This is a genomic window from Collinsella sp. Sow4_E3 (genome assembly GCF_052116285.1).
In the GTDB taxonomy this organism is placed as follows: Bacteria; Actinomycetota; Coriobacteriia; order Coriobacteriales; family Coriobacteriaceae; genus Collinsella.
Genome location: NZ_JBQKLJ010000011.1, coordinates 23,878 through 38,537 on the forward strand (window position 1 = coordinate 23,878; position 14,660 = coordinate 38,537).

Annotated in this window: 16 protein-coding genes; 7 read left to right on the forward strand and 9 right to left on the reverse strand. The window is 59.9% G+C overall.

Annotated features, from left to right (window positions below):
* Nucleotides 1-37: 37 nt before the first annotated feature.
* Nucleotides 38-2,041, reverse strand: a complete 2,004-nt coding sequence (locus ACTQ48_RS07435) for a GTP-binding protein (RefSeq protein WP_441570491.1) — start codon at nt 2,039-2,041, stop codon at nt 38-40.
* A gap of 245 nt (nt 2,042-2,286) precedes the next feature.
* Between ACTQ48_RS07435 and mscL the strand changes: the two genes are divergently transcribed.
* Nucleotides 2,287-2,712: a large conductance mechanosensitive channel protein MscL gene (gene mscL / locus ACTQ48_RS07440; RefSeq protein ID WP_154517006.1), complete on the forward strand. Its 426-nt coding sequence runs from the start codon at nt 2,287-2,289 to the stop codon at nt 2,710-2,712.
* 118 nt (nt 2,713-2,830) lie between these two features.
* Here the strand turns inward: mscL and ACTQ48_RS07445 are convergent, their stop codons facing one another.
* Complete coding sequence (locus tag ACTQ48_RS07445) at nt 2,831-3,319, reverse strand: N-acetyltransferase (RefSeq protein WP_441570492.1); 489 nt, start codon at nt 3,317-3,319, stop codon at nt 2,831-2,833.
* 77 nt (nt 3,320-3,396) lie between these two features.
* On the opposite strand from ACTQ48_RS07445, the gene ACTQ48_RS07450 reads away from it, so the two are divergent.
* Nucleotides 3,397-3,693: a hypothetical protein gene (locus ACTQ48_RS07450; protein ID WP_441048520.1), complete on the forward strand. Its 297-nt coding sequence runs from the start codon at nt 3,397-3,399 to the stop codon at nt 3,691-3,693.
* A 48-nt stretch (nt 3,694-3,741) separates the two neighbouring features.
* Here the strand turns inward: ACTQ48_RS07450 and ACTQ48_RS07455 are convergent, their stop codons facing one another.
* Both ACTQ48_RS07455 and ACTQ48_RS07460 read right to left on the reverse strand, forming a co-directional pair.
* Nucleotides 3,742-4,446, reverse strand: coding sequence for a class I SAM-dependent methyltransferase (locus ACTQ48_RS07455; RefSeq protein ID WP_441570493.1), 705 nt, complete (start codon nt 4,444-4,446; stop codon nt 3,742-3,744).
* A 63-nt stretch (nt 4,447-4,509) separates the two neighbouring features.
* On the reverse strand, nt 4,510-4,653 hold the full coding sequence (locus ACTQ48_RS07460) for a hypothetical protein (RefSeq protein ID WP_441563556.1): 144 nt from the start codon (nt 4,651-4,653) through the stop codon (nt 4,510-4,512).
* A gap of 233 nt (nt 4,654-4,886) precedes the next feature.
* On the opposite strand from ACTQ48_RS07460, the gene ACTQ48_RS07465 reads away from it, so the two are divergent.
* The gene (locus ACTQ48_RS07465; RefSeq protein WP_427728325.1) at nt 4,887-5,288 is read left to right on the forward strand and encodes a hypothetical protein; all 402 of its coding nucleotides are present in this window, start codon (nt 4,887-4,889) and stop codon (nt 5,286-5,288) included.
* A gap of 129 nt (nt 5,289-5,417) precedes the next feature.
* Here ACTQ48_RS07465 and ACTQ48_RS07470 read toward each other — a convergent pair whose 3' ends face one another.
* Nucleotides 5,418-6,233 carry a putative RNA methyltransferase gene (locus tag ACTQ48_RS07470; protein WP_154516992.1) on the reverse strand — a complete coding sequence of 272 codons (816 nt, stop codon included), beginning with the start codon at nt 6,231-6,233 and terminating at the stop codon, nt 5,418-5,420.
* Between the two features lie 178 nt (nt 6,234-6,411).
* Here ACTQ48_RS07470 and ACTQ48_RS07475 point away from each other — a divergent pair, with 178 nt between their 5' ends.
* Entirely contained in the window at nt 6,412-7,794 is a 1,383-nt protein-coding gene (locus ACTQ48_RS07475; RefSeq protein ID WP_441570494.1) for an MATE family efflux transporter, read from the forward strand.
* Nucleotides 7,795-7,821: 27 nt separating this feature from the next.
* Here ACTQ48_RS07475 and ACTQ48_RS07480 read toward each other — a convergent pair whose 3' ends face one another.
* Entirely contained in the window at nt 7,822-8,688 is an 867-nt protein-coding gene (locus tag ACTQ48_RS07480) for a LysR family transcriptional regulator (RefSeq protein ID WP_441570495.1), read from the reverse strand.
* A gap of 158 nt (nt 8,689-8,846) precedes the next feature.
* Between ACTQ48_RS07480 and ACTQ48_RS07485 the strand changes: the two genes are divergently transcribed.
* Both ACTQ48_RS07485 and ACTQ48_RS07490 read left to right on the forward strand, forming a co-directional pair.
* Nucleotides 8,847-9,749, forward strand: coding sequence for a DMT family transporter (locus ACTQ48_RS07485; protein ID WP_441570496.1), 903 nt, complete (start codon nt 8,847-8,849; stop codon nt 9,747-9,749).
* A gap of 88 nt (nt 9,750-9,837) precedes the next feature.
* Nucleotides 9,838-10,563, forward strand: coding sequence for a uracil-DNA glycosylase (locus tag ACTQ48_RS07490; protein WP_441570497.1), 726 nt, complete (start codon nt 9,838-9,840; stop codon nt 10,561-10,563).
* 50 nt (nt 10,564-10,613) lie between these two features.
* On the opposite strand, the gene ACTQ48_RS07495 is transcribed toward ACTQ48_RS07490, so the two are convergent.
* The 3 genes from ACTQ48_RS07495 to ACTQ48_RS07505 form a co-directional block, all read right to left on the reverse strand.
* On the reverse strand, nt 10,614-11,294 hold the full coding sequence (locus tag ACTQ48_RS07495) for an SDR family NAD(P)-dependent oxidoreductase (protein ID WP_441032528.1): 681 nt from the start codon (nt 11,292-11,294) through the stop codon (nt 10,614-10,616).
* 9 nt (nt 11,295-11,303) lie between these two features.
* Entirely contained in the window at nt 11,304-12,026 is a 723-nt protein-coding gene (locus ACTQ48_RS07500) for a VUT family protein (RefSeq protein WP_427794268.1), read from the reverse strand.
* A 156-nt stretch (nt 12,027-12,182) separates the two neighbouring features.
* Nucleotides 12,183-13,796: a peptide chain release factor 3 gene (locus ACTQ48_RS07505; protein WP_427719358.1), complete on the reverse strand. Its 1,614-nt coding sequence runs from the start codon at nt 13,794-13,796 to the stop codon at nt 12,183-12,185.
* A 471-nt stretch (nt 13,797-14,267) separates the two neighbouring features.
* Here ACTQ48_RS07505 and ACTQ48_RS07510 point away from each other — a divergent pair, with 471 nt between their 5' ends.
* Entirely contained in the window at nt 14,268-14,648 is a 381-nt protein-coding gene (locus ACTQ48_RS07510) for a GntR family transcriptional regulator (protein WP_370450620.1), read from the forward strand.
* The last annotated feature ends 12 nt before the right edge of the window (nt 14,649-14,660 follow it).

The following is a 14,660-nucleotide window of genomic DNA, read 5'->3' on the forward strand; positions in this document are numbered from 1 at the left end:
TATACCAACAGGATGCGACAAAGAGACTGACCCTCCATCACCTATGGCCGAAAAACTCGACGTCCGCCGCTCGCCAGGGGCGGAAGGTGGCGGGATCGACCTTTACGTGCGCCGCGGCGGGCACGTCGTACCATTTGACCGTGTAGCCGGCGCCGTGAGAGCAAAAGACCGAGTCGGGCGTGTTGGGTAGATCGGCCTCGGGCTCATAGGCGGCCGTCTCGATGACGCGCTCGGCATCATGGCATGCCGCATAACCGGCGAACTCCAGGTACAGATGCCCGCGACCGCTCGTGTAGGCGGCCACCTCCAGCGCATAATCCTGCGCCTCGGATGCCGGCACGCGACCCACAAGCTTCGCCCGTTCGCCCGCCATCGTCGGCGGCTCGTACTCGGCACCCATGCGCGTGGCGTCTGACAACGCCCTGCCCACACACTCCCCCGGCACCTCGAGCTCAAAGCGATACCACGGCTCCAACAACACCGCCGCGCCGGCCTCACGCGCCTGCATGAGCCCCTGGCGAATCGCGCGGTACGTGGCCTGACGAAAATCGCCGCCCTCGGTGTGTTTGGCATGCGCGCGGCCGCCTGTGAGCGTAATGCGCACATCGGTGATGGGCGAGCCGGTCAGCACGCCCAGGTGATCGCGCTCCATGGCGTTTGTGAGCGCCAGGCGCTGCCAGTTAAGATCGAGCTCGTCGGTCGAAGTCACAGTGCCAAACTGCACGCCCGAACCCGCTGGCAACGGCTCTAGGCGCAGATGCACCTCGGCATAGTGGCGCAGCGGCTCAAAGTGGCCCACGCCCTCGACCGGCTGCGAAATGGTCTCCTTATAGAGAATGCCGCCGGGCTCAAACGAAATCGAAAGGCCAAAGCGATCGACCAACACCCGCTGCACGACCTCGAGTTGCACGGCACCCATCAGCTGCAGGTGAATCTGCTCCAGATGAGTATTCCAGCTTACGCCGAGCATGGGGTCTTCGTCCGCCAACTCAGTCAGCGCTTTAAACACCGCATGGACATCGTGTTCGCCCGGAAGCACCGTATAGGTGAGGACCGGAGCGATGACGGGCGCATCACACACGGGCTCCGCACCCAAGGCGTCCCCTGGGCGAACGTGCGCAAGACCCGTCACGGCACAAATACCGCCAGCAGCAACTTTTTGGGCAAGCTCATACTTTTCGCCGTTATAGATGCGCACCTGATCGACCTTCTGCTCCCACACCTCGGCACCGGAACGTCCGCTGATCATCTGTTTTGCACACAGCGTGCCGCCGGTCACTTTAACCCATGCCAAGCGCTCGCCGCGATCCCCGCGGCTGACACGATAGACGCGCGCGGCAAACTCCGGAAGCCATATCTGTTCGCGCATCAGCACGCATATGCCATCCAGCAGCTCGCTCACGCCCTGGTCCTTGAGCGCCGAGCCGGCAAAGCAGGGAAAGAGCTTGCGCTCGGCAACCATGCGCGACAGCGTTGTGACGGAAAGCTCACCTGCCTCAAGAAACTCCTCGAGCGCCGCCTCGTCCAACGCTGCAGCGTCCTCCTGAACGGCGCCGCCCTCCAGCAGTTCGTTGGCATCCAGGCAGCCTTCGGAAAGACGCCGCCCAAGTTGTGCCAGCAAAACATCGCGGCCGGGATTCTCCAAATCGATTTTGTTGATATAGATGAACGTCGGAATGTCATAGCGTGCAAGCAGGCGCCACAGGGTTTCGGTGTGCCCCTGCACGCCGTCGTTGGCGCCCACAACTAAAATCGCGTAGTCGAGTGCGCGCAGCGTGCGCTCCGCCTCGGCAGAAAAATCGACATGCCCCGGTGCATCCACGAGCATGACGCGGGTATCACCGTGGTCGAGCACGGCCTGCGACGAGAAAATCGTAATGCCGCGCTCGCGCTCGATCGCGTTAGTGTCCAGATGCGAATCGCCATCGTCCACGCGGCCGCGCTTACGAATGCGACCCGCATCGAACAGCATGGCCTCGGCCAGCGTGGTCTTGCCAGCATCGACATGCGCCAAGATTCCAACGACCGCTTGCTTCGACATGGCTCTCCTCTTATTGCAAGCCCGTCGCACGCGGCAACGGGCGCTCTCGTTCCACACTGGATGATACAATTTACAGGCCGGCGGGCGAAGCGGGCCCTATCCCCCGACCGAGCTCATCGCCCCGCGTTGCCGTGCGGCGATTTTCGTAGGTTCGCGCCTTGCGAAAGCCGGCACCTCCCCTTTTTGCCTGCACGGGCTCATCCGGGGCGGCAACAACGCGAACCCCACAACAGCGAGGAGTCACCATGAAGACATTGCTCAACGAGTTCAAGGAATTCATCAATCGCGGCAACGTGATGGACATGGCCGTCGGCGTGATTATCGGCGGCGCATTCACCGCCATCGTGACCTCACTTACCGATAACATCATCAACCCGCTTATCTCCGTGATTGCCGGCGGTAGCGCTACCGAGATCTCGGGGCTGGTGGTGCCGGGCACTAATATCGACTTTGGCGCCTTTATCGGCTCGTGCATCAATTTTTTGATTGTGGCGGCAATCGTCTTTGCCATCGTCAAGGCATTCAACAAGGCGCAGGAAATCGGCGACAGGCTCGCCGGTGCCACCGCCGAGGAAGCCGCACCGGCGCCCGTCTGTCCGTATTGCCTGGAAGAGGTGCACGAAGGCGCGACCAAGTGTTGCCACTGCGGAAGCGAGCTGCCCCGAGCGTAGGTGCCTTAGAGCCGACAGCGAGCGGCATCTACCACCTTGCAAAACATCGCAGCGATTAAAAATGGCCCCACCCGGGGCCATTTTCGCTTACTTGGAGCGTAGATACGCGCCCCCGCTCTTATGCCTCGCGCAGCCAGTCAAATGCAACACGCGGCGTGCCGTCCGACACATACACGACGCCGGCACGCTCAAACCCCGCTTTAATACTCGCGCCCTGCATGAGCAGGTTGTCCCGATGCGTATCGATACGCAGGTGGTCGGCACGCTCTTTGGCAAAGGCGAACATCGCAGCCGCGATACCGTGCACGGTGCCGTCGGACGCCACACGGTGCAGCACGGCGTACGGAGTGTCGCTACGCCATTGCCCGTCCTCAATTACGTCATAGCACTCGTCCGGGCCCGGTAAAAAGGCAAACGTCGCCACCACGCGGCCGTCGACTTCGAACACATAGCTACCACCGGCGGCGATATCGGCAGCCAGCTGCTCGGCAGAAGGCGTGCCCTCGGGCCACTGCGTGGCGTTGCCATGCGCGCGCATAAAGGCACGGGCCGCGTCATAGATAGCCATGACGGCGGGAATGTCGGTATCGAGGGTTTTTCTGATCATCACGCGGCGACCTCACGTTTATTGGTATCACTCTGATTGAGCAATGATACCAGCGTTTGAAGAGGGGCGAGAAGCAGATGGGAAGCAAAAAGCGAGCCGCCTGGTCAAAGGCCAAAAGCGAGTTTTTGGGCGCTGCCACCGGTGGCGCTATGAGCGACCTGTTTGCGCGCGAGGACGAGCGCCGCGACGCCCTGAACGCCGAGCGCGATGAAGCCTGGCGCTACAAGTCGTGCGAGCGCAAAAACCGTTACGGCACACGCGCCGAGGCCGAGGCCGTTATGGCCGACTGCGAAAACCGCGGGCGGCGTGGTTTGGCCTGCTACAAATGCGAATACTGCGGCGGCTGGCACCTGACGTCGCACCCTTGGAAATAGGCCCCGCATCGGCACGGCACTGACGGAGCGCCAACCATCGCCCGCAAGCTACGGGCGCGGCGGCACCAAAACATCGTAACGAACGGCCTTGCCCGCAAGTTGATAGCTCGGCTTAACGCCGGCAAGCAACGGCCCCTTCACCGGCCGCTTGATAACGACCTTGCGCGGGCGCACCGCAAGCGCAGCTTCGACCAGCGTCTCCTCATCGGCACACGGCTGTTCCAGATGATGCAGGAGTTGAAACTTCTTTTTAACCGCCGCGCTCTTTGTGCGCTCGGGAAACATGGGGTCCAGATACACCACGTCGGGAGCGGTGAGCTCGCCCTGCCCGATCAACTCAGTTATATGGTGAAGGCCGGCAATGCTGTCCTCGCCCGCATGTAAGCGCATGCGGGCCACGGCAGTCGCAAGCGCCGGATTATCTGCCGCGCGATCCAAGGCATCCTTGAGGAGCGCCGCGATCACGCAATCCTGCTCATACAGATCGACGGTAAAGCCCGCAGCCGCCAGCAGCAGCGAATCCTCGCCAAAGCCTGCCGTGGCATCAATCGCCCATGGGCACTCGACGCCTTTTGCGCGCGCAGCCTTTACCAACAGCTCTTGCTGCAGACGACCCTGTTTGAGCCGTGGCAGCATGCGGACAAAATCGGCACGCAACTCCATCGTGCCGTCGGTGAGCGTGAGGCCCGCGGACTTCCCGGTCAGCTCAAGCCTCGCGGCCCGAGCAACAGAAAAGGGATCGACGACGCCCATGGGTACTCCTTAACAAGCAAAATGAATACGTGAGCGCCGTTTATGCCAGCACCCAACCGTCCGCTATTGTCCCACATGCGACATGGCCCACAGCATCCCAATGCAAAGCACCGCCATCAATCCCGTGCACACGGCAGCGATCACAGAATCGCCCATGCGCCTTCCCAACGACCGCGGCTCATGCACTCGCCCTGCTCCGTACATCATGGCTCCTCCTTAAGAACAGCTCCTTGTTACGGTCTCATCATCGCAGCGCCGCACATGAGCTGCCATCGATTTGGCTTACGTCCAGCTTTCCTTTTTGAAAGGTCGGATTGGGCTGCGCGGGCTCAAAGCGCTTTCAGGCGCACGCATCGCTGCGTTGAACTACAATGTGCTTCACCATATGTGCAACACATGGGCTACGCCAGATCGGCGTACTCGTATCGAAAGGACCAGCCATGAGCTCCGCTCGCAAGACTCTCAAAATCCTTGCCCTCATCTACTTTGTTTTGGGCATCGCCAGCCTCGTCATCGCCGGCATCGGTATCGCCAGGGGCAGCCTCGATTCCACGTACGGGTCGAACGCCATGCTCGCCGCGGTCGTGCTTGTCGTCAAGGGCATTGTCGATCTTTCCGCAGGTGTTGCGGGCATCAAGGGCGCCAACAAGCCCTCGCAGGTGGATAGCGCGTTTAAGCTCGGCATCGTTGCCGCAATCGCCACGATTGCGCAGGCCGTGCTCACACTTCCCGCACTCGGCGGCAGCGCCGTCAATATCGGTGCCTTTGTCATCGTGGTCTACGACCTGTTCTTTGTTCAGCAGGCGCACGCCGTTAAGGCCGAGAACAAGGACCGCCTGTAGGCACTCGCTTCTCATAACCCCTGCAGCCAAGCAACTAACATGGGCCGATCGCGCAGTAACGCGGTCGGCCCTTTACATTTGCCCAGATAAAACCTGCCAAAATAAACCTGTCCCTTTTTGGCAGGTTGGTTAGCTGTGGCGGTACTCGGCAATGATGAAGTCGATGTCGGTTTTAAGGGTGTCCAGGTTTGCCAGGCGCTCTTTGTCGGTAGGGCGTGTGCGGTAGTAGTACGGCGTCATCTGGAACACCGCCTCGATGTCGGCCTGGGTCTGGAGCGTAATATTCGCGGACACCCGCTGTGTGCCGACCAGTTTAAGCTCCATCGTCTTCGGAAGCTTTTCGTCGTTGAGGTACGGCGTGTCGTAGAGCACCTCCTTGAGCCCAAAGAGATGACGGGCACCCGGCACCACGGTGTAGAGCGAACCCTCCGGCGCCAACACGCGGGCAAACTCACGCTCGTTAAAGGGAGCAAAGAGCTCGGTCACCATATCGAAGGCGCCATCGGCCACTGGGATGTCTTTCATGTTGGCCACAAAATAGGTCGCATCGCCGCGCTTGGCCGCCAGGCGTACCATTTCTTTGCCCAGGTCAAAGCCATAAGCGTCCACGCCCGGCACCGCGCCCATCGCGCTGGTGTAGTAACCCTCACCGCAGCAAATATCGAGCAGCGTCATGGGACCGCCTGTAGACGCAGCACGCCCAGAAACCCGTTTGCGCACCAGCTCGACCATTGCATCGCGCAGCGGCGCATAGTAGCCACGGTTCAAAAAGTCACGACGGCTGCGTGCCTGCGACTTGGGATCGCCCATGGAGTCGCCGCTCTTGGACGAACGTAGCAGATATAGATAACCCTCGCGCGCACGGTCAAACCGGTGTCCGCCCGCGCATGCAGCACCGCGCTCGTCGTCCACCAACGGCTCATGGCAAACGGGACACAACAACATGGCAACTCCTTAGCGCGAACAACACAACGTATACCATTGTCGCACGCCTTCCCCACCTAGTCATTGGGGACGTTCTTGAATGACCAGTCGTTTAAGAACGCCCCCAATGACTAGGTGATTAGGAGTATCATCGTCTGCGCAAATAAGCACGAAATAGCACGTTAGAAATTGAGAGCGTATGGCTGATACCGCATCTAAGCACATCGACATGACCACCGGCTCACTGTGGCGCAATATCCCCCTGTTCGCCTTGCCCGTGGCCGCCACGAGCATCTTGGAGCAGCTGTCAAACCTCATCGCCACGGTCATTATCGGTAACTTCTCGGGCGACCAGGGAACCCTCGCCATGGCGGCAGTCGGCTCCAATGTTCCGCTTACCAGCCTTATGCTCAACCTGTTTATTGGCATGTCGCTTGGCTCCAACGTGGTCATCGCCAACGCTATCGGCCGCAACGATCAGAATATGGTCAAACGCGCCGTCCATACCTCGATTTTAATGGCGCTCGTGGGCTTTGCCGTCATCGCTCTGGGCGAGATCTTTGCCGAGCCCATGCTCGCCGCGCTCAACGTTCCCGCCGAGACCATGCCGCTCGCTTCGCTCTATCTACGCGTCTTTTTGCTCAGCATGCCCTCAATCTTGCTCTACAACTTTGAGGCCGCGATCTTCCGCTCCGTCGGCATCACCCGCATGCCGCTGCAAGCGCTTGCCGTGTCCACCGTCCTCAACATTGGCCTGGACCTCATCTTTGTCCCCGTACTCCACTGGGGCGTCGCGGGTGTCGCCATCGCCACCGCCATCGCCTACACCGTCAGCGCCGCTACACTCTTTATCCGCCTGCTCAAGACCGACTCCGTCGTCCGCGTCACCCCGCGCGACCTTGCTATCGACCCCGTCGCCCTCAAGCGCATCGTCAAGATCGGCCTGCCCGCCGGCATCCAAAGCGCCGTCTTTGCCGTCGCCAACATCATCATCCAGTCCGCCATCAACAGCCTGGGCACCGAGGTCATGGCGGCCTCGAGCGCCGCCATGAGCCTGGAGTGCGTGTGCTACAACCTGCTCAACAGCTTTAGCCAGGCTTGCACCACCTTTGTGGGACAAAACCACGGTGCCCGGCTGATCGACCGCTGCACCAAGACCCTTAAGGTCTGCCTGGTCGAAGGCGGTGTCGTCGCGCTCACCACGATTATTGTTATTGTCGGCCTGGGGCGCGAGATCCTGTCGTTGTTCAACAGCGATCCCAACATCGTCTCAATCGGCTATATCCGCGTGTGCTCTATCTTCCCTGCATACGCCTTTATCATGCTCTACGAGAACATGTCCGGCTACCTGCGCGGCTTTGGTATCTCGCTCATACCCGCCCTTATCACCATGATCTGCGTCTGCGGCATCCGCTTCTATTGGGTATTCTGCGTGTTCCCGCACTTCCGCACCTTTGCGAACATCATGATGGTCTACCCCATCAGCCTGGGCACCACGGCGTTCTTTATGGTCGTGGCGGTACTACTCTGCCACCCGGCACGCACCCATCGCGCTACCCAAGCCAAAGCGACAGCCTGCTAAACACCGCACTCAACGCCACGCCAGTCATTAATTGACAATATGCGAGCTCATATAGTCGATAAAGCGCCTCGTGGCGATAGGCATGGTGTCCCAGCTGCGCCAGGCCGCCACTACGTCGCGTGAGGGGGCGTGCACGATGGGACGTACGCGAATATCGGCCCGCATGCCCTCCACAGTACGACGGTAGAGCATACTCACGCCTAGACCCTCCTCCACCATCGCCATGATGGTGTAGTCGTCGGTCACCTCGCTCGTCACGTGCGGCGACAGCCCATGCGCCGCGAATGCATCGAGCACCAGGCTCTGTTCGCCCTCATCCAGCAGCACAAACGGCTCGGAAGCCTGGTCGGCGAGCGTCACTTTTTCCTTTGCCGCCAGCGGATGCGCGACAGGCAACAGTGCCACCAACTCGTCGTGATAGACCACGCGCTTCTCGAGCCCTGCGATAAACCCACGTGCCGTAAAGCAAAAATCCACTACGCCGTCGTGCACCCATTGGGCGTTGCGCGTGTAGTCGCCCTGCTTGAGGGTAAAGCGTACGCCCGGATGCAGCGCCCCAAAGTCGCGGATCACGCGCGGTAACACGGTTCGACTCACGTTGGTAAACGTCGCGATGCGAATATCGGACGACGAAAGCCCCAGCAGCTCCTGGCGCTTGCCCTCGAGCTCAGCCTCGGCAGTCACAATCTGGCGCAGATACGGCAGATATTGTTTACCGTCGCGCGTAAGCGAAACGCCCTGCTTACCGCGCTCGATAAGCGTGGTACCCAGCTCGCGCTCGAGTGCCTTGACGGCCTGGCTCACCGCACTTTGCGTATAGCCCAGCTCGTCCGCCGCGCGTTTCAGGCTGCCGCAATCGACCACCATACAAACAATCTGATACCGCGACGCCATCGTGCCTCCACAACAATGCAGCCGTAAAACGTTTTGCCAGTGCTTTTCCTAATGACATTAGCATTTCTTAATCATACTGAAGATACATTCGCTTTACTACATCCAAATCTGGGAGCAGAATCCTTTTTACGAAACCGTTCTGCAACAAAAGGAGTCCCATGGATCGCAAAAAAGCAATCGCGCTCTCATTTTCCGTTCCCGTCGCATGGGGCTTTTCGTATCCCCTCATGAAGATCGGCATGGACAGCATGAACGCCACGAGTATCGTCGCGCTACGCTGCGTCATCGCTTTTGTGGCCTGCCTGCTGCTCTTCCACAAGCGCGCGTTGCGCATTAACCGCGACCTTATGGTCCGTGCCGCCATCATCGGCGCCATCATGGCAACCGAGCTCACCTGCATGTGCCTGGGCTCCAGCCTCACCTCTGCCTCCACTGCCGGCTTTTTGCAGAGCCTGACGGTCGTAATCGTGCCGTTTGCCAACGCCGCCCTGCTGCACCGCGCCCCCGAGCGCAAAGTGCTCGTCGGCACCGCCATCGTCACCTGCGGTATGTTGCTGCTCTCGGGCGCCGACTTCACCAGCCTGAACCCGGGCGCGCTCATCATGCTGCTCTCCGCCTTTGTCTATGCCGGCCACATTATCGTGGCCAAGCGCTTTGTCGAAGAAGTCGATCCGCTTGCTCTGGGCGTTTGGCAGCTGGGCTTCGGCGGCTTATTCTCGGGCATCGCCGCATTCACCTTTGGCGGTTTCACACTCCCCGGCACGCCGGGCGAGGTCGTGGTCGTCGTCGCACTCGCACTCATCTGCTCTGCCTACGGCTTTATCACCCAGACGCTCGTGCAGCCCCACGTGCCCGCCGAGACCACCGGCTTTGCCTTCTCGCTCGAGCCAGTCTGCTCCGCCGTCTTTTCGTTCTTCCTAGTCGGCGAGGTCCTGAGCCCCATCGCCTTCCTGGGTGCAGCTCTCATCCTCACCGGCGTCATGGCGGCAACCGTCGAGCTTCCGCACCTCCGCGCACATGGACGCGCTCATATGGCAGGAGCGCCCGAGCGCGCCTCGTAGACCCCGCCCCTCATACAGCCGCGGCATAAAGGCAACCGGTGCACCTTTACAATAGATGCCAACATAGCATTTGCCATAAAGGAGCTCCATGGACACCGCAACTCGTGACCGCAACATAGCAACTTGGTTGGGCGATGCGCCGCAGCCGGTACGTGACACTACGGACCAGCTGCTCGAGCGCATCGCCCTTTTACGTGCCGAGCAGACCATCTACCCGGCACAAGACGACATCCTCAATGCCCTCGCCTACACGCCGGCCGACCAGGTCAAAGTTGTCATCTTGGGCCAAGATCCTTATCACGGGCCCAACCAGGCCATGGGGTTATCGTTCTCGGTCCCCGCGACGCAAACCAAGTTGCCGCCAAGCCTGCGCAATATCTATAAGGAACTCAAAGCCGATCTGAGTTGTCCCATTCCCGCCACGGGAGATCTGACGCCATGGGCACAACAGGGCGTCCTGCTCCTCAACACTACGCTCACCGTGCGCGAGCATGCCGCGAACTCACACGCCAAGCTGGGCTGGAGTACGCTCACCGACTACGTTATCGAACGCTGCTGCCAGCTACCCCAACCGGTAGTCTTTTTGGCATGGGGCCGCTTTGCCCAGCAGATGGTTGAGGGCAAGCTCGCCGCAATCGACGCGGGCAAAACAACCGGCAAGTTCTGCCTTGCCTCCACGCACCCCTCGCCGCTTTCGGCCAACCGTGCCACGGCAGAACTCCCCGCTTTTATGGGGTCGCGACCCTTCTCGGCAGCCAATCGGCTACTCGAACAGCACGGCTCGACCCCCGTCAACTGGACTTGTCTCGCCTAAAAATCGATACATCAAAAACGCGCCCGCCGGCTTTCCATCGGGCGCGTTTCCTATTCGGGCCAAATAAATTGTGTGCGGCCGGCCTCGCCGCCATCAATGAGCAGGCTCTGCCCGGTCATAAACCGGTTGGTCACGCCCACAAAGTAGATCCACTCGGCGATCTCTTGGGCGGTTGCCCAGCGTTTAAGCGGTGTAAGCTCCATAATCTGGTTCCACAGGTGTTCGTCTTCCATCACGCAACGGTTGAGCGGCGTGATAACGCCACCCGGGTCCACACTGTTGGCGATGGCCTGCGGTGCCAGGCGGTTTGCAAGGTTCTTGGTGTAGGCGATAACGCCGCCCTTGCTGGCAGCATAGGCGGGAAACTCCGATCCCGTATGCCCACTCGCCGACCCCACATTGACCACGGATTTGATAGCGGGCGCCGGCTTGGCGACAAGCCCCTCCCCCACAAAGGCGTAGCGCTCGGTCACGTTGATGGTGCCACACAGGTTGGCGGCGATATCGTCGACCGAATCCTGCGTACCCGCAACGTTCACGATCACTTGGGGTTCAAGGTCGCCTGGAAACGAGCCCGGCTCGCGGACATCAACAATCAGATGGCGGTAGCGCTCGTGTTCGATCGCCGCCGGCAGCAGATCAAAGCCCACTACCTCGTGGCCCTCGTCCAAAAAGCGCTGCACGCACGCGGCTCCGATACCGCCCGAAGCGCCCGTAATCAAAACCCGCATACTTGCTCCTTAGGCGGTTGCGTGGCGCTCAAGGTACTCGGCGCCCACATTCTCACGCTCCCAGCCGCGCACGACCTTATAGCCCACGGGGCTCAGGAAGACCTCGCACAGCAGCTCGGCAACAGCGCCGGTCAGCGAGCACATAAGGACCTGCACCCAGGTCCAACCAAAGAACGTGTGGCTCACCACAATGGCAAAGACCAGGTTGTCGATAAACTGGCCAACACCCGTGGACACATAGGAGCGGAAGGCGAAGCTCGCAAAGTTATTCTTTTTGAGCATACGGCCGAGCGACTGGTTGAGCGTGGAGTTAACCACGGCAGAAGCGAGCATTGCCAGCGAAGAGCCCAGCACCACGTACCAGGTGCCGCCGATAGTGGCGTTAAGGGCGGTGTTGACCTCGATCATGCCCGTGTCGTAGTAGGCGCCCCACATACCGGGTGTGAGCGAGCACGCCCAAAAGCACAGGCTCACGGCAAGGTTGACCGCCAGTGCGAGGATAGAGATTTTGATGGATGCCTTGGCGCCAAAGCGCTTGCAGATCATGTCCTGGCACAAAAACGAGACCCAGCTCACCACAAAGCCGCAATCGAGTGCCAGATACGGCAGGCTGATGAGCTCTTTGTTGGCCAGCAGGTTCATCATGATAACGCTCACGAAAAACAGCGAAACCGTTGCCGCGGGAATGCTCCGCAACAGGACCTTGTAGTCCTCCATGACCTTCTTGATCATTATGTACTCCTTTGGTTTTAGGTTTAACGAGCAGGATATCGGACCCGAACTGCTCGGACGCCCCGGTCTTGAGGCGACGGTGGGCATGATAGCCGCTCATGCGGCATCAGGCAAGCAGGCAGCGCGGCAGCCCCGCAGGGCCACCGCGCCGATGCGTTAAAAGACTACGTTGCCAAACTCCGACAGGATAAGGTCGGGATTGTGGTCGGTTGCCCAATCCACGTTCCACGGGCTCGTAAACAGCAACAGCTTGCCACCGCGCATGTCCTCGACGCGCAGCGTGTCGCGCGTGAGCGAAAGGCCCGGGATATCGATGGTGTCGGGGTCGTTCTGGATCCAGCGAATGTCCGTATAGGGCAGCGGCTGGCGACGAACCTCAACACGGTACTCGGCCTTGAGGCGGCGCTCGAGCACCTCAAACTGTAGCACGCCGACCACGCCCACGATGACGCTCTCCATGCCGGCACCCAGCTCGCGGAAGATCTGGATGGCGCCCTCCTGGGCAAGCTCCTCCATGCCCTTGACGAACTGCTTGCGCTTGAGCGTGTCGACCTGCGTAATGCGAGCGAACATCTCGGGGGCAAACGTCGGGATCTGTGGGTACTGCACATGGCGCTTGCCGGAGCACACGGTGTCGCCGACGCTAAAGATACCCGGGTCGAACAGGCCCACGATATCGCCCGCGTACGCCTCGTCCACGATGGCGCGGTCGTCGGCCATCATCGACGTGCCCGTGGCAAGCTTAAGCTTGCGGTTGCCCTGCACGTGGAAGGCATCCATGCCGCGCTCGAACTTACCCGAGCAAATGCGCACAAAGGCGATGCGGTCGCGGTGGTTCTTGTCCATGTTGGCCTGGATCTTAAACACAAAGCCGCTAAAGTCGTCGCGGCAGGGATCGACCGGTTCACTGGTAAGCGTATCGGTATAGGCACGCGGCGTCGGGGCCAGACGCAGGAACTCCTTAAGGAAGGGTTCCACGCCAAAGTTGGTAAGCGCCGAGCCAAAGAACGCCGGGCTCAGCTTGCCGCAGGCCACGGCATCCAAGTCGAGCTCGTCGCCGGCGCCATCGAGCAGCTCGATGTCGTCCATCAGGTTCTTATGGTTCTCCTCGCCGATGAGCTCATCCATGGAAGAATCGCCCAGCTCGGCCTCGACCTCGGCGACCTTCTTGGTGGCGTTGGCGTGACCGTCGCCTTCAAAGGCAATGACGCGACGGGTCTGACGATCGAACACGCCGCGGAAATTGCGGCCGCTGCCAATCGGCCAGTTCATGGGATACGTATTGATGCCCAGGACATTCTCGATCTCTTCCATGAGCTCAAACGGATCGCGAGCCTCGTGGTCGAGCTTGTTCACAAAGGTGAAGATGGGAATGTGGCGCAGCGTACAGACCTTAAAGAGCTTCTTGGTCTGGGCCTCGACGCCCTTGGCGCCGTCGATGACCATGACTGCGGCGTCAGCGGCCATAAGGGTACGGTAGGTATCCTCCGAAAAGTCCTGGTGACCGGGGGTATCGAGGATGTTGACGCAGGCGCCGTTGTAAGTGAACTGCAGCACCGAGGAGGTGACGGAAATGCCGCGCTCCTTCTCGATGTCCATCCAGTCCGAGACGGCATGCTTGGCCGAGCTCTTGCCCTTGACCGAGCCGGCGGTCTGGATGCTGCCGGTATAGAGCAGCAGCTTCTCGGTAAGCGTGGTCTTACCGGCATCCGGGTGGCTGATGATCGCGAATGTGCGGCGCGACGAGATTTCATCCGACAGGCTTGCCATGCGGATCCTTTCTTGCATTGAGTGCATTACGTCGTTGTAACCGCACTATTGTAGCCGCGAAATTCCGCTCTAGGGCGCCTATCTGGACAAATTCATCAGTTGGGGCCTGTGTAGCAGTCGATGACGGCACTCCGCAGCAGTTTGTCTCGATCTGTAACATCTAGACGGTTTTTGAACCTCTACCTGTTACAGATTTAGACAAACAGGTGGGCGTCCCAGAAAGATCTCGATCTGTAACATCTAGCAGCCAAAAACTTCTCCAGTTGTTACAGATTGAGACAACCAGGTGGGGCCCACCAGCAAAATCTCAATCTGTAACAAGTAGCCGTCCAAATCGGTTCCAGATGTTACAGATTGAGATGAATGAACGAGCGGACAATCCCTATTTACCTCTTGCATAACTGTGCATAGTGTATATATACTGTGCTTACCGGTTATATACACGTGTAGCCCAACAGCTAAGGAGCCGCTGTGGACATCATCCTATCCAATTCGAGCGACAAGCCCATCTACGAGCAGATAACCTCGCAAGTCAAAGCTCAGATCTTATCGGGCACGCTCGCTGCGGGAGCCAAACTCCCCAGCATCCGTGCACTCGCGAGCGACCTGGGCGTGAGCGTCATCACCACCAAGCGCGCCTACGCCGACCTAGAGCAACTCGGGTTTATCTGCACCGTGCAGGGCAAGGGCTGTTTTGTCGCCGAGGGCAACCAGGAGCTCTTGCGCGAAAACCAGCTATGCCATATCGAAGATCTGCTTGCGAAAGCGGCGAGCCAAGCCGAAGCCTTGGGCGTCACGCGCGACAAACTGCACGAAATGCTCGACCTGGTAGCCCCCGAAACCATGCAGTAGCCATCTGCAAGA